The following is an 18,527-nucleotide window of genomic DNA, read 5'->3' on the forward strand; positions in this document are numbered from 1 at the left end:
TGTTGCCGAGTGATCCGTGGAACCCTGTTCTAAGCTCACAGTCGTATCGTCACTGGCACATTCGTGCAATGCAAGGAGTCTGCATGGCTGGTCCCCGAATCAAACTGGTTGCTGGCTTGGGTTTGTGTGCATTGCTGGCGGGATGCGGTGACGAAAAAATCGGTGAAAAAGCCCTGCCACGGGTTTTCGTGCAGCAAGCCGTGCCAACCGAATATGCGGCCTCGGTGACCCTGACCGGGGATGTCCAGGCTCGGGTGCAGACCGATCTGTCGTTTCGTGTAGGCGGCAAAATCATCGAGCGCAAGGTCGATGTCGGTGACCGTGTCTCGGCCCGGCAAGTGCTGGCCCGGCTCGATCCCAGGGACCTGCAGACCAACGTCGACTCCGCCGAGGCCCAGGTGGCTGCCGAACAGGCGCGGGTCAAGCAAAGCGCGGCGGCCTTCGTGCGCCAGCAGAAACTCCTGCCCAAGGGCTATACCAGCCAAAGCGAATACGACGCGGCCCAGGCGCAATTGCGCAGCAGCCAGAGCGCGCTGACGGCCGCCCAAGCCCAGTTGGCCAATGCGCGGGAGCAACTGAGCTACACCGCACTGATAGCCGAGGCGCCGGGCATCATCACGGCGCGTCAGGCCGAGGTCGGCCAGGTGGTACAGGCCACGGAGCCGATCTTCAGCCTGGCCCGGGACGGCGAGCGTGACGCGGTGTTCAACATCTACGAATCGCTGCTGAGCGAGCCCCCCTCGGATCCGGCCATTGTCATAAGCTTGCTGGACAACCCGGCCATCCAGACCACCGGCAAGGTGCGCGAGATCACCCCGGCAGTGTCCGCCGAAACCGGCACCGTACAGGTCAAGGTGACCCTCGACGATTTGCCCGAGGGCATGCGCCTGGGCTCGGTGGTCAGTGCCACCGCCAAATCCGCCGGCAAGACTGCCGTGGAGCTGCCCTGGTCGGCATTGACCAAGAGCCTCAGCGAGCCGGCCGTGTGGCTGGTGGACGGCGAGGGCAAGGCGCAATTGCGCACCGTCACTGTCGGCCGCTACCTGACCGGGAAAGTCATCATCAGCGACGGGCTCAAGAAAGGGGAGACCGTCGTCACAGCCGGCGGGCAATTGCTGCATCCTGGCGTGCGTGTCGAGATCGCTGAAAACAGCCATGACAAACCGCCGGCAGGAGCCCAGCCATGAAGCGCTTGTGGATGGTCCTGGCGAGTCTGGCCCTGACGGCCTGCTCGAAGGAAGACGCGCCACCCGAGCCGGTACGTCCGGTGTTGTCCATCGAAGTCCGGGCGCTCGACCAGCAGGCCCTCGGACGCTTCGCCGGGAATATCCAGGCGCGTTACGAGAGCAATGTGGGTTTCCGCGTACCGGGGAGAATTGCCAGCCGTAATGTCGATGTCGGCGCCGAGGTGAAGAAAGGCGACCTGTTGGCGACCCTCGACCCCACCGACCAACAGAACCGGTTGCGTGCTGCCCAGGGCGACCTTGCGCGGATCGAGGCGCAGTACATCAACGCCCAGGCCAATGCCCGTCGCCAGCAGCAGTTATTCGATCGGGGTGTCGGTGCCCAGGCGCAGCTGGACGTCGCCCAGACCGACCTGAAAACCACCGGCGCCTCCCTCGAACAGGCCCGGGCCGCGGTGGAGCAGGCCCGGGACCAGCTCAACTACAGTGAGCTGCGCACCGACCACGATGCCGTTGTCACGGCCTGGACTGCAGAAGCCGGGCAGGTGGTGACTGCCGGCCAACAGGTGGTGACCCTGGCTCGCCCGGATATCAAGGAGGCGGTGATCGACCTGCCGGCCGGGCTGGTCGAACGTTTGCCCGAGGGCGTGGTGTTCCAAGTCGCGGCGCAACTCGACCCGAGTATCCGCACCACCGCCACCGTGCGCGAGATCGAGCCTCAGGCCCAGAGCGCCACCCGCACCCGTCGCGCGCGCCTGACCTTGACCGATACCCCACCGGGCCTGCGCCTGGGCACGGCCATCAGCGTGACGCTGAGCTCGGCCATCGAACCGCGCATCGAGTTGCCGCTCAGTGCGTTGCAGGAGGCCGATGGCAAGGCGCGAATCTGGCTCGTCGACCCGCAGAGCCAGACCGTCTCCCCCCGTGAGGTGAAGATTCTCGAACGTTCGGCCGACTCGGTGTTGGTGGCCAACGGCATCAAGCCCGGCGACCGCGTGGTCAGTGCCGGCGTCAACAGCCTCCAGCCGGGGCAGAAAGTGAAACTCGACGAGGATTCACGATGAAAGGGCCCTTCAACCTGTCCGAGTGGGCCCTGCGGCATCAGTCGTTTGTCTGGTACCTGATGTTCGTTGCGTTGCTGATGGGCGTATTTTCCTACGTGAACCTGGGCCGCGAAGAAGACCCGTCGTTCACCATCAAGACCATGATCATCCAGACCCGTTGGCCGGGCGCGACCCAGGAGGAGACCCTCAAGCAGGTCACCGACCGCATCGAGAAAAAACTCGAAGAGCTGGACTCCCTCGACTACGTCAAAAGCTATACCCGGCCGGGCGAGTCGACGGTCTTCGTGTACCTGCGCGACACCACCAGCGCCAAGGACATCCCCGAGATCTGGTATCAGGTACGCAAGAAGATCAACGACATTCGTGGCGACTTCCCCGAAGGTTTGCAGGGGCCGGGTTTCAACGACGAGTTCGGCGACGTGTACGGTTCGGTGTATGCCTTTACCGGTGACGGCCTGTCGATGCGCCAGTTGCGCGACTACGTGGAACAGGTGCGGGCCGAAATCCGCGACGTGCCCGGCCTGGGCAAGGTGGAAATGCTCGGCGAGCAGAATGAAGTGCTGTATCTGAACTTCTCCACGCGCAAGCTTGCTGCATTGGGCATCGACCAACGCCAGGTGGTGCAGAGCCTGCAATCCCAGAATGCGGTGACGCCCGCCGGGGTGATCGACGCCGGGCCGGAGCGGATTTCCGTGCGCACGTCCGGGCAGTTCCAATCGGAAAAGGACCTAGCCAACGTCAACCTGCGCCTCAATGACCGGTTCTATCGACTGGCCGACATCGCCGAGATCAGTCGCGGCTACGTCGATCCGGCTACGCCGCTGTTCCGTTTCAACGGCACACCGGCCATCGGCCTGGCCATCGCCATGAAGAAGGGTGGCAACATCCAGGAGTTCGGCAAGGCGCTGCACGCCCGTATGACCGAGCTGACCGCCGACCTGCCGGTGGGCATCGGCGTGCATACGGTGTCGGACCAGGCCGAAGTGGTACAGGAGGCCGTCGGCGGCTTCACCAGCGCCTTGTTCGAGGCGGTGGTGATCGTGCTGGTGGTCAGCTTCATCAGTCTCGGCATCCGCGCCGGGCTGGTGGTGGCCTGCTCGATTCCCCTGGTGCTGGCGATGGTCTTTGTGTTCATGGAATACAGCGGCATCACCATGCAGCGGATCTCCCTCGGCGCGTTGATCATCGCCCTCGGTCTGCTGGTGGACGACGCGATGATTACCGTGGAGATGATGGTCACGCGCCTGGAGAAAGGCGAAACCAAGGAGCAGGCCGCGACCTTCGCCTACACCTCGACCGCGTTCCCGATGCTCACCGGCACCCTGGTGACCGTGGCCGGTTTCGTGCCGATCGGCCTGAATGCGAGTTCCGCCGGTGAGTACACCTTTACCCTGTTCGCGGTAATCGCCGTGGCGATGCTGGTGTCGTGGATCGTCGCGGTGCTGTTCGCCCCGGTGATTGGCGTGCACATTCTCAGCACCAACGTGAAGCCTCACAGTGCCGAGCCGGGGCGAATCGGCCGGGCGTTCAATGGCGGCCTGCTGTGGGCGATGCGCAATCGCTGGTGGGCCATCGGCATCACCGTGCTGCTGTTCGTGCTGGCGGTATTTTGCATGCGCTTCGTGCAAAACCAGTTCTTCCCGTCTTCGGACCGGCCGGAGATCCTGGTGGACCTCAACCTGCCGCAGAACGCCTCGATGAACGAGACGCGCAAGGCTGTCGACCGCCTGGAAGCGACGCTCAAGGGCGACCCGGACATCGAGCGTTGGAGCACCTACATCGGCGAAGGCGCGATTCGTTTCTACCTGCCGTTGGACCAGCAACTGCAGAATCCCTACTACGCGCAATTGGTGATCGTCAGCAAGGGCCTGGAGTCGCGCACGGCCCTCACCGAGCGCCTGCAAAAACGCCTGCGCGAGGACTTCGTCGGCATTGGCAGCTACGTGCAGGCCCTGGAAATGGGCCCGCCGGTAGGACGGCCAATCCAGTACCGGGTCAGCGGCAAGGACATCGACCAGGTGCGCAAGCATGCCATCGAACTGGCCACCGAACTGGACAAGAACGAGCACATCGGCGAAATCATTTACGACTGGAACGAGCCGGGCAAGGTTCTGCGCATCGACATCGCCCAGGACAAGGCACGGCAACTGGGGTTGTCCTCCGATGACGTGGCCAAGCTGATGAACAGCATCGTCAGCGGATCGCCGGTCACCCAGGTCGACGACGACATCTACCTGATCAACGTGGTCGGGCGTGCCGTGGACAGTGAACGGGGTTCGCCGGAAACCTTGCAGAATCTGCAGATCGTCACGCCGGGCGGCACGTCGATTCCGTTGCTGGCGTTCGCCACGGTGCGCTATGAGTTGGAACAGCCGCTGGTGTGGCGTCGCGACCGCAAGCCAACGATCACCATCAAGGCCGCCGTACGCGATGAAATCCAGCCCACCGATCTGGTGAAGCAGTTGCAACCGGACATCGACAAGTTCGCCGCCGACTTGCCCGTGGGCTACAAGGTCGCCACCGGGGGGACGGTGGAAGAGAGCGGCAAGGCCCAGGGGCCGATTGCCAGTGTCGTGCCGCTGATGCTGTTCCTGATGGCGACGTTCCTGATGATCCAGCTGCACAGCGTGCAGAAGCTGTTCCTGGTGGCCAGCGTCGCGCCCCTCGGGTTGATCGGCGTGGTGCTGGCGTTGGTTCCCACAGGCACGCCCATGGGCTTCGTGGCGATCCTGGGGATTCTAGCGCTGATCGGCATCATCATCCGTAACTCGGTGATCCTGGTCACCCAGATCGATGAGTATGAGCGCGACGGCTATGAGCCTTGGGATGCTGTGGTGGAAGCTACCCAACACCGGCGACGACCGATCCTGCTCACGGCGGCTGCGGCGAGCCTGGGGATGATCCCGATTGCCCGGGAAGTGTTCTGGGGACCGATGGCCTACGCGATGATCGGCGGGATCATCATCGCCACGCTGCTGACCCTGCTGTTCCTGCCGGCGCTGTATGTGGCCTGGTACAAAATTCGCGAACCGAAGCGCGATTGAGACCTGGGCAGGTCCTGTGGCGAGGGGATAAATCCCCTCGCCACAGGTTATGTGCTTGGTTTTTAGTGAGCACTTCTTTACTTGCGCAACAACCGCAACCCATTGAACACCACCAGCAAACTCACCCCCATGTCGGCAAACACCGCCATCCACATCGTGGCGAACCCGGCAAAGGTGACGCCGAGGAAGATCGCCTTGATGATCAGCGCCAGGGCGATGTTCTGTTTCAGGATGCTTGAGGTTTGCCGCGAGAGGCGGATGAAGGTCGGGATCTTGCGCAGATCATCGTCCATCAAGGCGACATCGGCGGTCTCGATGGCCGTATCGGTGCCGGCCGCCGCCATGGCGAAGCCGATTTCCGATCGGGCCAGGGCGGGGGCGTCGTTGATGCCGTCGCCCACCATGCCGACCCGGTGACCCTGGGTGTACAGGTCTTCGATGGCCTGCAGCTTGTCCCCCGGCAGCAGGTCGCCTCGCGCTTGATCCATGCCGACCTGGCCGGCAATCGCCTCGGCGGTGTGGGCGTTGTCGCCGGTGAGCATCAGGGTCTTGATGCCCAGGTCGTGCAATTGCCGGATGGCTTCGCGGCTGGAGTCCTTTACGGTGTCGGCCACGGCAAACAGCGCCAAGGGGCCTGTAGCGTCGAGCAGCAGCACCACCGACTTGCCTTGTTTTTCCAGGGCGAAGAGTTTCTCTTCCAGTTCCGGGGAACACAGGCCCAGGTCTTCCACCAGGCGATGATTACCTAAGTGGTAGGTCTGGCCGTTGACATCACCGCGTACCCCACGACCCGGGAGGGCCTCGAAGTTATCCACAGGCTGTGGCGCCAATTGTTTATCCACAGCGGCAATGGCTCGGGACACCGGGTGATCGGAGCGGGCGGCGAGGCTGGCGGCCAGGGCTGGGGCGCTGCCTTCCACGGTCGGGTCCAGTGCCATGTAGTCGGTCTGGATCGGTTTGCCGTGGGTGATCGTACCGGTCTTGTCCAGGGCCAGGTAGTCGAGCTTGTAGCCACCCTCCAGGTATACGCCACCCTTGACCAGGATGCCTTTGCGCGCTGCCGCGGCAAGACCGCTGACGATGGTCACCGGGGTGGAAATCACCAGCGCACAGGGACAGGCCACCACCAGCAGTACCAGGGCCCGGTAGATCCAGTCGAACCACGCCGCGCCCATGAACAAAGGTGGAATGACGGCTACCGCCAGCGCCAGGGCAAACACCGCCGGGGTATAGATTGTCGAGAATCGGTCGACGAAGCGTTGGGTCGGCGCGCGGGAGCCCTGGGCCTGCTCCACGGCGTGGATGATTCGCGCCAGGGTGGATTGATCGGCTACCGCGGTCACGCTGTATTCCAGCTCGCCGGCCTGGTTGATGGTGCCGGCGAACACCTTGTCGCCCACTGTTTTTTCCACCGGCAGGCTTTCGCCGGTAATCGGCGCCTGGTCGATGGTCGAGCGACCGGCCACCACTTCACCGTCCAGCCCGACGCGCTCGCCGGGACGAACCCGTACCCGCGCGCCGAGGGCAATGACCTTGACTTCCTGCACCTGCCACGTGCCATCGGCCTGCAGTACGGTGGCTTGTTCCGGGGCCATCTGCATCAGGCCGCTGATGGCATTGCGCGCCCGGTCGAGGGATTTGGCTTCGATCAACTCGGCCACGGTGAACAGGAACATCACCATTGCTGCTTCGGGCCATTGGCCGATCAGCACGGCACCGGTCACGGCGATGCTCATCAGTGCATTGATGTTCAGGTTACGGTTCTTCAGGGCGATCCAGCCCTTCTTGTACGTGCCCAGGCCTCCGCTGAGGATCGACACCAACGCCACCAGCGCGACCACCCAGTTTGGCGCGGCATTGGTGAAATGAATCACCTCGGCACCCAAGGCCGTCACGCCGGACAGCGCCAACGGCCACCAGGGTTTGGCCGGGGCAGGCAGGTCGTTGGTTTGCGGTTTCTGGCCTGGGGCCAGCGGGTCGGCCTGCATCCCTAAGGACTCGATGGCCTGGATGATCGGCGCGTCGCTGGGCAAATCGTGAGTCACGCCCAGCACACGGTTGATCAGGTTGAATTCCAGTCGCTGCACGCCTTCGAGCTTGCCGAGCTTGTTCTGAATCAGCGTCTGCTCGGTGGGGCAGTCCATCGCTTCGATGCGAAAACTGCTCAGCCGGGCACCGTCCGTCGGCGCTTTACCGAGGTTGACCACGGACGGCGCTGCTTTCGAAGCGCAGCAGGAATGCCCGTGGTCATGACCGTGGACGGGCTTGTGGATGTGAAGGGAATCGCTCATTGGGTGACGTCCATGAAAAGTGCTTGTTGCACAGTAAAGACCCTGTAGCCACTATAGGGTCAAGCACCTGTTCAGGAGGCAATGTCATGAAGATCGGCGAGCTGGCGAAAATCACCGACTGCCAAGTCGAAACCATCCGTTATTACGAGCGCGAAGGCCTGCTGCCGGAGCCGGCCCGCAGCGACGGCAATTACCGCGTCTACACCCAGGCCCACGCCGAGCGGCTGACGTTCATCCGCAACTGCCGCACCCTGGACATGACCCTGGAAGAAATCCGCAGTTTGCTGGCCTTGCGCGACAGCCCCCAGGATCAGTGCGAGAGCGTCAACGCGTTGATCGACGAACACATCCTGCACGTCACGGCCCGCATCGACGGCCTGCTGGCCTTGCAAGCGCAACTGATCGACCTGCGCCGTCGCTGCGGCGAAGGGCCGGATCCCGAGCAATGCGGGATCTTGCAGCGCCTGGAAGTGAGCGGGGCGGTGGTGCCGGAGCCGGAGCCTTCGCATGTGGGGCGCAGTCACGGGCATTGAGTGCCCTTGCGCCGGAACTTGAAGGTCATGAAGATCCAATGTGGGAGCGGGCTTGCTCGCGAAGGCGGTGTATCTGACAAGGTTCCTTTATCTGATACACCGCCTTCGCGAGCAAGCCCGCTCCCACAGAGATGGGTAGCGGTGTGCTTCAGACCGCCATCGGCGCAGTCATCGGCGCATGGTGCTGGTAGCCTTCCAGGGAGAAGTCGCTTGGCTCCACCAGCTCAAGCCACTCGGGCTGGTACAAGCCGGTCTTGGCGAACTCCGGTACCCGCTCGGAAATCACCAGCCTTGGCATCGGGAACGGCTTGCGGGTGAGTTGTTCCTTGAGCATGTCCAGGTGGTTTTCGTAGACGTGGGCGTCACCGATGAAATAGGTGAACCAGCGCGGCGTGTAGCCGGTCAGGCGACCGATCAGGCTCAGCAGAGCGGCGCCTTCGGTGAGGTTGAACGGCGTGCCCAGGCCCAGGTCGTTGGAGCGGATGTAGAGGGTCAGGGAAATTTCCTTGGTCTCGACATTCGGGTGGAACTGATACAGCAGATGGCACGGCGGCAAGGCCATTTCATCGAGCTGGGCGCAGTTCCAGCCGTGGAACAGGATGCGCCGGCTGCCCGGGTCCTTGATGATGGTATCGACACACTGGCGAACCTGGTCGATAGCCTTGTACAGCACCACATAGGCCTGGCCGTTTTCCTCACCTTCGGCGATCTGCCGGTAGCCCTGGGCCAGGGTCTGCTCGATGGCCGCCGGGTTGCTCACGGGGACCTGCTTGTAGGCCGGCCACTTGCGCCATTGCACGCCGTAGATCTCCCCCAGGTCATCCTCGCCCTGGCGGAACGGGTTGGCCAGCCACTGGGTGTTTTCGTTGGCGTTCTGGTCCCATACCTTGCAACCCAGGGCACGGAATTCGGCGGCGTTGTTGACGCCACGGAGAAAACCGCACATCTCGCCGATGGCCGATTTGAAAGCCAGTTTGCGGGTGGTGATGGCTGGGAAGCCTTTCTTCAGGTCATAGCGCAACATGGCGCCAGGGAGGCTAATGGTATTGACACCGGTTCGGTTGGCTTGCCGGGTGCCGTTCTCGATGACGTCCGCCACCAGCTCGAGATATTGCTTCATGAATTACCTGTGTCCTTGAGCCCGAGGCCTGCGCCTCGGGTTTCGAATTTTAAGCCTTGGCCGCCGCAGCCGGCGCACGATGATAAGCCAGCCAGATCAGCACCAGACCACCGACGATCATCGGCAGGCACAACACCTGGCCCATGGTCAGCCAGTTCCATGCCAGATAGCCAAGCTGGGCGTCCGGTACGCGGACGAACTCAACGATGAAGCGGAAGATGCCGTAGAACAGCGCGAACATCCCGGACACTGCCATGGTCGGCCGCGGCTTGCGCGAGAACAGCCAGAGAATCAGGAATAGTGCCACGCCTTCAAGGGCGAACTGGTACAACTGCGACGGATGGCGTGGCAACTGCGCCGGATCGCTGAACGGCGGGAAGATCATTGCCCACGGCACGTCGGTCGGCTTGCCCCACAATTCGGCGTTGATGAAGTTGCCGATGCGCCCGGCGCCCAGGCCGATCGGCACCATCGGCGCGACGAAGTCCATAAGCTCGAAGAACGACTTGTTGTTGCGCTTGCCGAACCACACCGCCGCCAGCATCACGCCGATGAAGCCACCGTGGAACGACATGCCGCCCTTCCAGACCTCGAAGATCAGCGTTGGATTCGCCAGGTAGGCGCTCAGGTCATAGAACAGCACATAACCCAGGCGTCCGCCGACGATCACGCCCATGGACAGCCAGAACACCAGGTCGGAGAGCTTTTCCTTGTTCCAGGTCGGGTCGAAACGGTTGAGCCGTCGCGACGCCAGCAGCCAGGCACCGCCGATGCCGACCAGGTACATCAGACCGTACCAGTGGATTTTCAGCGGGCCGATAGCCAGGGCCACCGGATCGATCTGCGGGTAAGGCAGCATTGATATTCCTCGTAAACGTCAAAAATACTTGAGTGACCCTGTCACTCTGGGATTAAGCCAGGATTGCGTCAGAGCAGGAAGCTCAAGCCCACGCTGAACAGCAAAGCCGCGAACAGCCGCTTGAGCAAGCGCGGCGACAGGCGATGGGCCAGTCGTGCGCCAACGCGGGCGAAGACCATGCTCGTCAGGGCGATGCCCAGCAGCGCCGGCAAATACACAAAACCGAGACTATGGGCCGGCAACAGCGGATCGTGCCAGCCCAGAATCATGAAACTTAATGCACTGACCAGGGCGATCGGCAAGCCGCAGGCCGACGAGGTGGCCACTGCCTGCTGCATGGGCACGCTGCGCCAGGTCAGGAACGGTACGGTGAGCGAACCGCCGCCGATGCCGAAAATCGCCGAGGCCCAGCCGACGACCGTGCCGGCCAGGGTCAACCCGGCCTTGCCAGGCACCGTGCGGCTGGCCTTGGGCTTGAAATCCAGGGCCAGCTGCGCGGCGACGATCATGGCGAACACGCCGATGATCTTTTGCAGGTGCGGGCCGGAAATCGCCTCGGCGGTGACTGCACCGAAACCGGCCCCGATCAGGATCCCGACGGTCATCCAGGTGAAGATCGGCCAGCGTACCGCGCCTTTGCGCTGATGCTCACGTACGGCATTGATCGAGGTGAAGATGATCGACGCCAGGGACGTGCCGACGGCCAGGTGCGTCAATACCTGCGGGTCGAAACCCTGCAGGGTGAAGCTGAACACCAGCACCGGGACTATGATCATCCCGCCACCCACGCCAAACAACCCAGCCAGCACCCCGGCGCAGGCGCCGAGCAGCAGATAGATCACGAATTCCACCAGCGTCCCCCCGCCCATCCCCGAAACAAGAGCGGCATGGTAACGGATCCATGGCCTCGGGCTCCACTGAAGGCGATGGATGCCGGGAGACAGTGCTCATTAGCAGGTACATCCTTTTGCGCGGATAAACCCTTTTGCCACAAAAGAGGCGCATTCGATTTATCCTTTGAGCTGTTTGGCATCGTTAACGGGACTACCTGATGTGCCTGATCGTATTTGCCTGGCGACCCGGTCACGCCCAACCGCTGATCGTGGCGGCCAACCGCGACGAGTTCTACGCGCGCCCGACCCTGCCCTTGGCCCAGTGGCCCGACGCTCCCCAGGTCTACGCCGGTCGCGACCTGGAAGCCGGCGGCACCTGGCTCGGTATCGGTGCGGATGGTCGCTTTGCGGCCCTGACGAATATCCGTGATCCAGGCCAACTGCCGGCGTTCAAGTCGCGGGGCGAGTTGGTGGCGCGGTTTCTGAGCGGGAATCTGTCGATTGGTGATTACCTGAGCGAAATCGTGCCTCGTGCCGGCGAGTACGGCGGGTTCAACCTGCTGCTCGGTGATGGCAGCGAGCTGTGGCACTACAACGCCCGCGATGTCCGGCCACAGCGATTGGCCGAAGGCGTCTACGGCTTATCGAATGCCGGGCTGAACACGCCGTGGCCGAAACTGCTCAAGGCCCGCAGGGCACTGGGCGAGGTGCTGGCCGATCCGCAGCCACAGGCCCTGCTGGCGCTGCTCAACGACCCGCAACCGGCCCCGGTGGCGGACTTGCCAGACACCGGCGTAGGACTGGCGACCGAGACCTTGCTGTCGAGTGTGTTCATTGCCAGCCCGGCGTATGGGACGCGGGCGAGCACGGCGTTGATCGTCCATGCCGATGGGACGCGGCATATAGTCGAGCGCAGCTTCGGGCCGCATGGGGGGCATTTGGGGGAGGTGGAGGTCAGGGTTTAGTTTTGCGCTGATGGTGCTGGCCTCATCGCGAGCAGGCTCGCTCCCACAAAGGCTTTGTAAACGACACAAATCCCCTGTGGGAGCGAGCCTGCTCGCGATGAGGCCTCCGGCTAGAGCGTCTTGTTCGAAGCCGGATTGATCATCCGCGCCAGTCCAAGGTTCTTCAGCGCCAGTTGCAGCGAGCTATGGATGACCTGCGGATTATCGATGGTCATCACCTCCGCCAGCAGCTCCTGGGCCTTGCTCAGGTTGATCTGGCGCAGCATCCATTTCACTTTCGGCAGGTTGGTGGCGTTCATCGACAAGCTGTCGAAGCCCATCGCCATCAACAGCACCGCCGCCGCCGGATCACCGGCCATTTCACCGCAGATACTCACCGGCTTGCCTTCGGCATGGGCGTCGCGCACTACGTTCTGCAAGGCTTGCAGCACGGCTGGGTGCAGGTAGTCGTACAGGTCGGCCACCCGTGGATTGTTGCGGTCCACGGCCAGCAGGTACTGCGTCAGGTCGTTGGAGCCGACCGAGAGGAAGTCCACCTGCCGCGCCAGTTCCTTGGTCTGGTACACCGCTGCCGGGATCTCGATCATGACGCCAACTGGCGGCATCGGCACGTCGGTGCCTTCGTCACGCACTTCGCCCCAGGCCCGGTGGATCAGGTGCAGGGCTTCTTCCAACTCATGGGTGCCGGAGATCATCGGCAACAGGATGCGCAGGTTGTTCAGCCCTTCGCTGGCCTTGAGCATGGCGCGGGCCTGGACCAGGAAGATTTCCGGATGGTCGAGCGTCACGCGAATCCCGCGCCAACCCAGGAAGGGGTTTTCTTCCTTGATCGGGAAGTAGGACAAGGCTTTGTCGCCGCCGATGTCCAGGCTGCGCATGGTCACCGGTTGCGGATGGAACGCTGCCAGTTGCTCGCGATAGATCGCCAGTTGTTCCTTTTCGCTGGGGAAACGCTGGTTGATCATGAACGGCACTTCGGTGCGGTACAGGCCCACACCCTCGGCGCCGCGTTTCTGCGCCCGGGCCACGTCGGCCAGCAGGCCGGTGTTGACCCACAGCGGCATGCGATGGCCGTCGGGCGTCACGCAGGGCAGGTCCCTCAGCGCATCGAGGCCCAGGGACAGTTGTTTTTCTTCCTCCACCACATCGGCGAACTGCTTGCGCAGGACGTCGCTGGGGTTGGTGTAGACCTCGCCATGGTAGCCGTCGACGATCATCTGGATGCCGTCGACCTTGGAGTACGGCAGGTCCACCAGGCCCATCACCGTGGGGATGCCCATCGCTCGGGCGAGAATCGCGACGTGGGAGTTGCCCGAACCCAATACCGAGACCAGCCCCGCCAGCTTGCCCTCGGGCACCTCGCCGAGCATGGCCGGGGTCAACTCCTCGCTGACCAGGATGGTGTTGTCGGGGTAGACCAGGGTCTGCTGGCGCTCCTGCTGCAAGTAGGCCAGCAGGCGGCGGCCGAGGTCCTTGACGTCCGAGGCGCGCTCGCGCAGGTAGGCGTCATCCATCAGTTCGAAACGGTTGACGTGGTCGGTCACCACCTGGCGCAACGCCCCCTGGGCCCATTGGCCGGTCTTGATGACTGTGGTCACTTCGCTGCCCAAGGAGGCGTCGTCGAGCATCATCAGGTAGACGTCGAACAGCGCGCGTTCTTCGGGGCGCAGTTGCGTCGCCAGTTTGGCCGACAGGGCGCGCATGTCGGCGCGCACCCCTTCGATGGCGGTCTTGAACAGCCCCAGTTCGGCGTCGATGTCGCTGATGGCTTTATCCGGCACCACGTCGAGGTCGGCCGGCGGCAACATGACCACCGCCGTGCCCACGGCCGCGCCTGGCGAGCCCGGCACGCCGACGAACTTGGCTTCCTGGATGCCCTTACCCTGGCGGCCCAGGCCGCTGATCGAGCCGGTGGCCTCGGCGTGGGCGATGACCCCGGCCAGTTGCGCGCTCATGGTCACGAGGAAGGCTTCTTCACCTTCGTCGAACTGGCGGCGCTCCTTTTGCTGGATGACCAACACGCCGACGACGCGGCGGTGGTGGATGATCGGTGCGCCGAGGAACGAGGCATAACGCTCTTCACCCGTTTCGGCGAAGTAGCGGTAGCGCGGGTGGTCCGCGGCGTTTTCGAGGTTCAGGGGTTCTTCGCGCGTGCCGACCAGGCCGACCAGGCCTTCATTGGGGGCCATGCTGACCTTGCCAATGGAGCGCTTGTTCAAGCCCTCGGTGGCCATCAGCACGAAACGGTTGGTCTCGGGGTCCAGCAGGTAGACCGAGCAGACCTGGCTGCCCATGGCCTCTTTGACGCGCAATACAATAATCCCCAACGCCGCCTTGAGATCCTTGGCGGAGTTAACTTCCTGGACGATCTTGCGCAGCGTATTGAGCATGGCTCGGGGTCGAACTCCGTCGTCAGTCGCGCGTCAGCAGGCGCGGGGCAAGCTCTTTGAGAGCGCGTCGATACACTTCGCGCTTGAATGTCACCACCTGGCCCAACGGATACCAATAGCTGACCCAGCGCCAGCCATCGAACTCCGGTTTACCGGTCAAATCCATCCGCACCCGCTGCTCGTTGGAGATCAGGCGCAAGAGAAACCATTTCTGCTTCTGGCCGATGCACAGCGGCTGGCTGTGCGTCCTGACCAGGCGTTGCGGCAAACGATAGCGCAACCAGCCGCGAGTGCAGGCGAGTATTTCAACATCTTCGCGCTCCAGCCCCACTTCTTCGTTCAACTCGCGGTACAAAGCCTCTTCCGGCGTCTCCTGCGGGTTGATCCCGCCTTGAGGAAACTGCCAGGCGTCTTGATTGATACGGCGAGCCCATAGCACCTGCCCGGCATCATTCGTAAGAATGATTCCCACATTGGGTCGGAAACCATCGGGATCGATCACGGCAACAACCTCGCAAGCGCATGTCGCCGCATTGTTCCACAAAGGTTGTGAAAGCAGCAACGAGCCCGCCCAGGTTATGTGCACTCTTGTGAAAAGTCCGTATTCTGAGCGCCTTTCTTCAGAATTTTCAGCGAGTAACTGCAATGCGGCTGGCCTTATTCGACCTGGACAACACCCTGTTGGGCGGCGACAGCGATCACGCCTGGGGCGATTACCTGTGTGAGCGTGGCTTCCTGGACGCCGTCGCGTACAAGGCACGCAACGATGAGTTCTACCAGGATTACCTGGCCGGCAAGCTCGACAACGCCGCCTACCTGAACTTTTGCCTGGAAATCCTCGGTCGCACCGAAATGGAAGTGCTGGCCCAATGGCATCTGGACTACATGCGCGATTGCATCGAGCCCATCGTGTTGCCCCAGGCCATCGAACTGTTGAAGAAGCACCGTGACGCTGGCGACAAGCTGGTGATCATTACCGCTACCAATCGCTTCGTCACCGCCCCGATTGCCGAGCGCCTGGGGGTCGAAACCCTGATCGCCACCGAGTGCGAGATGATCGATGGCCGCTACAGTGGGCGCAGCACCGACATTCCCTGCTTCCGCGAGGGCAAGGTGACCCGCCTGAACCGCTGGCTGGAAGAAACCGGGTATTCCCTCGAAGACAGCTATTTCTACAGCGATTCGATGAACGACTTGCCGTTGCTGGAGGCAGTTACGCATCCGGTGGCAGTGGATCCGGACCCGAACCTGCGGGCTGAGGCGCAGAAGCGCGGTTGGCCGGTGATCAGTCTGCGCGACTGAAATCGTCATCGCGAGCAGGCTCGCTCCCACAATGGAACGCGTTTCCCCTGTGGGAGCGAGCCTGCTCGCGATGAAGTCGACTCGGTTCCAGGCCTAAACCGGCTTGGCACCCATCAATCCGGCAATGGCGATCAGGCAGATAAAGCTGAACAGCGCCAAGGCCAAGGTAAAGGTACCGTTGCCCGCCGTCGGCAGCTTGCGCCGCTTGTTCAGACGCACCAACAGCCAGAACCCCGTCAGCGCCGCCAGGGTGTAGAGGATGCTGGAAGCCAGCAGCCAGGTCTGTCCCAGCGGCCAGCCGACCTGATGAACCATCCACCAGCCCGTAAAGGGCAGGCTCGCCAGGGCAAGCACCATCACCAGCCAGACAAACACCCGTGGGCGTTGCAGTAAGCGGGCAGGGGCTGTGTCGTCGCCGTGGCGGCATGTCCGCCAAACCCAGACAGCCAGCCCCAAAGCGCCCACCAGCAGCAGGGCAGTGGCCAGGACGTGAGCGATCTTCAGCGCAGTCAACGTTTCCATTGTTCGATTTCCTTGAGCCGTGCCCAACAGCCTAGCCTTTGTTAACCCAGGAACAACTGGTACGCCGGGTTATCGCTTTCATCCCAGTACGGATAGCCGATCTCTTCGAGGGCGGCCGGCACCAGGTGGCGCTCATCGTGGGGCACTTGCAAACCGGCGACCACACGGCCGTCCGCCGCGCCATGGTTGCGATAGTGGAACATCGAAATGTTCCAGCGTCCGCCCAGCTTGTTGAGGAAGTTGAACAGCGCGCCCGGACGCTCGGGAAATTCGAAGCGCAGCACCACCTCGTCGATGACGTGGGCCGCGTGTCCGCCGACCATATGGCGGATATGCAGCTTGGCCAGTTCGTTGTCGGTCAGGTCCAATACCGGGAAACCTTGCTCGGTGAGGCTGGCGATCAGTGCGCTGCGTGGATCGTTTTCCGGGTGCGTCTGCACGCCCACGAAGATGTGCGCCTCGCTGCCGGTGTTGTAGCGGTAGTTGAATTCGGTGATCTGACGCTTGCCGACGGCTTCGCAGAACGCCTTGAAGCTGCCGGGTTGCTCGGGAATGGTGACCGCGATGATTGCTTCGCGCCCTTCGCCCAGCTCGGCGCGCTCGGCCACATGGCGCAGGCGGTCGAAGTTGACGTTGGCACCGGAATCGATGGCCACCAGGGTCTGGCCGCTGATGCCCCGTGACTCGACGTATTTCTTGATCCCGGCCACACCCAGGGCGCCGGCAGGTTCGGTGATCGAGCGGGTATCGTCGTAGATGTCCTTGATTGCGGCGCAGATCTCGTCGGTGCTGACGGTAATGACTTCATCAACGTGGTGCTTGCAGATATCAAAGGTGTGCTGGCCGATCTGCGCCACGGCGACGCCATCGGCAAACAGCCCGACGCTGGGCAATACCACCCGCTCGCCAGCGGCCATGGCGGCCTGCAGGCAGTTGGAGTCATCGGGTTCGACACCGATGACCTTGATTTCAGGGCGCAGGTACTTCACGTAGGCCGCGATCCCGGCAATCAGTCCGCCACCGCCCACCGGAACGAAGATCGCATCCAGGTGCCCTGGATGCTGACGCAGGATTTCCATTGCCACCGTGCCCTGCCCGGCAATGGTGTGGGGGTCGTCGTAGGGATGGATATAGACGTAACCCTTTTCATCGACCAGTTTCAGCGAATAGGCCAGGGCCTCGGGGAACGAGTCGCCATGCAACACCACTTTGCCGCCACGGGAGCGCACGCCTTCGACCTTGATTTCCGGGGTGGTCTTGGGCATCACGATGGTAGCTTTCACACCCAGGACCTTGGCGGCCAGGGCCAGGCCCTGGGCATGGTTGCCCGCCGACGCCGTGACCACGCCCCGTGAACGTTCTTCATCGCTGAGCTGGGTCAGCTTGTTGTACGCCCCGCGGATCTTGAATGAGAACACCGGCTGCAAGTCTTCGCGTTTGAGCCAGATGTTGTTGCCCAGTCGCTCGGAAAGCTGTCGAGCGGTCTGCAGCGGGGTTTCTACGGCGACGTCGTAGACGCGCGAGGTGAGGATCTTTTTGACGTACTGTTCGAGCATCGGAAAGCATCACTGGGCGGGTTGGGCAGGGTCAGGGAGTCTAACCCGGCTTTTGGCCGGGCGACCACACGAATCCCGAGGTTTTGTTGGGTTATACTCGCGCCCCTCTTTACTCCCTGCCCGTTTTCGGAGCCCGCATGACCCAGGATCAACTCAAACAGGCCGTGGCCCAGGCCGCCGTCGACCTCATCCTTCCGCAACTGGATGACAAGAGCATCGTCGGGGTCGGCACCGGCTCCACGGCCAATTGCTTCATCGATGCGTTGGCGCAGCATAAGGGTGCCTTCGACGGGGCGGTTGCCAGCTCCGAAGCCACCGCCGCACGGCTGAAGGGCCACGGGATCCCGGTATATGAGCTCAACACCGTGAGCGACCTGGAGTTCTACATCGACGGCGCCGACGAAAGCGACGCACACCTGAACCTGATCAAAGGCGGTGGTGCAGCCCTGACCCGCGAGAAGATCGTCGCAGCGGTGGCCAAGACCTTCATCTGCATCGCCGACGCCAGCAAACTGGTGCCGGTGCTTGGCGCGTTCCCGCTACCGGTCGAAGTCATTCCGATGGCTCGCAGCCACGTGGCTCGCCAGCTGGTGAAGCTGGGCGGCGACCCTGTGTATCGCGAGGGCGTGCTGACCGATAACGGCAATATCATCCTGGACGTGCATAACCTGCAAATCACCAACCCGACGGAACTGGAAAGCCAGATCAACGCCATCGTCGGCGTGGTCACCAACGGTTTGTTCGCTGCCCGTCCGGCGGATGTGCTGTTGCTGGGCACGGCGGAAGGGGTGAAGACCCTGCGGGCCGAATGAATCGGTGACAGGTGCCTGGTACCTTTTCCTGTGGGAGCGGGCTTGCTCGCGA

The 18,527-nt window shown here is 62.7% G+C and carries 15 protein-coding genes; 7 read left to right on the forward strand and 8 right to left on the reverse strand.

The window, feature by feature from the left end:
• Nucleotides 1-83 precede the first annotated feature (83 nt).
• Genes FBX99_RS10935 through FBX99_RS10945 form a run of 3 tightly spaced genes read left to right on the forward strand, consistent with a single transcriptional unit; the run spans nt 84 to nt 5,292 of the window.
• The gene (locus FBX99_RS10935) at nt 84-1,187 is read left to right on the forward strand and encodes an efflux RND transporter periplasmic adaptor subunit (RefSeq protein ID WP_144929734.1); all 1,104 of its coding nucleotides are present in this window, start codon (nt 84-86) and stop codon (nt 1,185-1,187) included.
• A complete protein-coding gene (locus FBX99_RS10940; protein ID WP_144929733.1) occupies nt 1,184-2,248 on the forward strand; it encodes an efflux RND transporter periplasmic adaptor subunit in 1,065 nt (354 codons plus the stop codon). Before FBX99_RS10935 ends, FBX99_RS10940 begins: the two co-directional genes overlap by 4 nt.
• The gene (locus tag FBX99_RS10945) at nt 2,245-5,292 is read left to right on the forward strand and encodes an efflux RND transporter permease subunit (RefSeq protein ID WP_145131567.1); all 3,048 of its coding nucleotides are present in this window, start codon (nt 2,245-2,247) and stop codon (nt 5,290-5,292) included. The genes FBX99_RS10940 and FBX99_RS10945 overlap by 4 nt, the downstream gene beginning before the upstream one ends.
• Nucleotides 5,293-5,369: 77 nt before the next feature.
• Here FBX99_RS10945 and FBX99_RS10950 read toward each other — a convergent pair whose 3' ends face one another.
• Nucleotides 5,370-7,583, reverse strand: coding sequence for a heavy metal translocating P-type ATPase (locus FBX99_RS10950; protein WP_145131569.1), 2,214 nt, complete (start codon nt 7,581-7,583; stop codon nt 5,370-5,372).
• 86 nt (nt 7,584-7,669) lie between these two features.
• On the opposite strand from FBX99_RS10950, the gene cadR reads away from it, so the two are divergent.
• The gene (gene cadR, locus FBX99_RS10955; protein ID WP_144929730.1) at nt 7,670-8,116 is read left to right on the forward strand and encodes a Cd(II)/Pb(II)-responsive transcriptional regulator; all 447 of its coding nucleotides are present in this window, start codon (nt 7,670-7,672) and stop codon (nt 8,114-8,116) included.
• A 148-nt stretch (nt 8,117-8,264) separates the two neighbouring features.
• On the opposite strand, the gene FBX99_RS10960 is transcribed toward cadR, so the two are convergent.
• From FBX99_RS10960 to FBX99_RS10970, 3 genes are all read right to left on the reverse strand, one after another.
• Entirely contained in the window at nt 8,265-9,236 is a 972-nt protein-coding gene (locus FBX99_RS10960) for a thymidylate synthase (RefSeq protein WP_144931620.1), read from the reverse strand.
• Between the two features lie 49 nt (nt 9,237-9,285).
• Nucleotides 9,286-10,095, reverse strand: a complete 810-nt coding sequence (gene lgt / locus FBX99_RS10965; protein WP_041021510.1) for a prolipoprotein diacylglyceryl transferase — start codon at nt 10,093-10,095, stop codon at nt 9,286-9,288.
• Between the two features lie 68 nt (nt 10,096-10,163).
• Nucleotides 10,164-10,946, reverse strand: a complete 783-nt coding sequence (locus tag FBX99_RS10970; protein WP_144931618.1) for a sulfite exporter TauE/SafE family protein — start codon at nt 10,944-10,946, stop codon at nt 10,164-10,166.
• 200 nt (nt 10,947-11,146) lie between these two features.
• Between FBX99_RS10970 and FBX99_RS10975 the strand changes: the two genes are divergently transcribed.
• A complete protein-coding gene (locus tag FBX99_RS10975) occupies nt 11,147-11,893 on the forward strand; it encodes an NRDE family protein (RefSeq protein ID WP_144931616.1) in 747 nt (248 codons plus the stop codon).
• Between the two features lie 110 nt (nt 11,894-12,003).
• Here the strand turns inward: FBX99_RS10975 and ptsP are convergent, their stop codons facing one another.
• Together ptsP and FBX99_RS10985 are read right to left on the reverse strand one after the other, a co-directional pair.
• On the reverse strand, nt 12,004-14,283 hold the full coding sequence (gene ptsP / locus FBX99_RS10980; protein WP_144931614.1) for a phosphoenolpyruvate--protein phosphotransferase: 2,280 nt from the start codon (nt 14,281-14,283) through the stop codon (nt 12,004-12,006).
• Nucleotides 14,284-14,305: 22 nt separating this feature from the next.
• Nucleotides 14,306-14,785 (reverse strand): RNA pyrophosphohydrolase, encoded by a 480-nt coding sequence (locus FBX99_RS10985; RefSeq protein WP_003186867.1) that lies wholly within the window; start codon nt 14,783-14,785, stop codon nt 14,306-14,308.
• Between the two features lie 143 nt (nt 14,786-14,928).
• On the opposite strand from FBX99_RS10985, the gene FBX99_RS10990 reads away from it, so the two are divergent.
• Nucleotides 14,929-15,585 carry an HAD family phosphatase gene (locus tag FBX99_RS10990; protein WP_144931612.1) on the forward strand — a complete coding sequence of 219 codons (657 nt, stop codon included), beginning with the start codon at nt 14,929-14,931 and terminating at the stop codon, nt 15,583-15,585.
• A 93-nt stretch (nt 15,586-15,678) separates the two neighbouring features.
• Here FBX99_RS10990 and FBX99_RS10995 read toward each other — a convergent pair whose 3' ends face one another.
• Nucleotides 15,679-16,107: a DUF2269 family protein gene (locus tag FBX99_RS10995; RefSeq protein ID WP_144931609.1), complete on the reverse strand. Its 429-nt coding sequence runs from the start codon at nt 16,105-16,107 to the stop codon at nt 15,679-15,681.
• Nucleotides 16,108-16,148: 41 nt separating this feature from the next.
• Entirely contained in the window at nt 16,149-17,663 is a 1,515-nt protein-coding gene (ilvA, locus tag FBX99_RS11000) for a threonine ammonia-lyase, biosynthetic (RefSeq protein ID WP_144931607.1), read from the reverse strand.
• Nucleotides 17,664-17,800: 137 nt separating this feature from the next.
• On the opposite strand from ilvA, the gene rpiA reads away from it, so the two are divergent.
• Nucleotides 17,801-18,475: a ribose-5-phosphate isomerase RpiA gene (gene rpiA, locus FBX99_RS11005; RefSeq protein WP_144931605.1), complete on the forward strand. Its 675-nt coding sequence runs from the start codon at nt 17,801-17,803 to the stop codon at nt 18,473-18,475.
• Nucleotides 18,476-18,527: the final 52 nt, after the last annotated feature.

The sequence above is a fragment of the Pseudomonas sp. SJZ074 genome, assembly GCF_007828215.1.
Taxonomy (GTDB): domain Bacteria; phylum Pseudomonadota; class Gammaproteobacteria; order Pseudomonadales; family Pseudomonadaceae; genus Aquipseudomonas.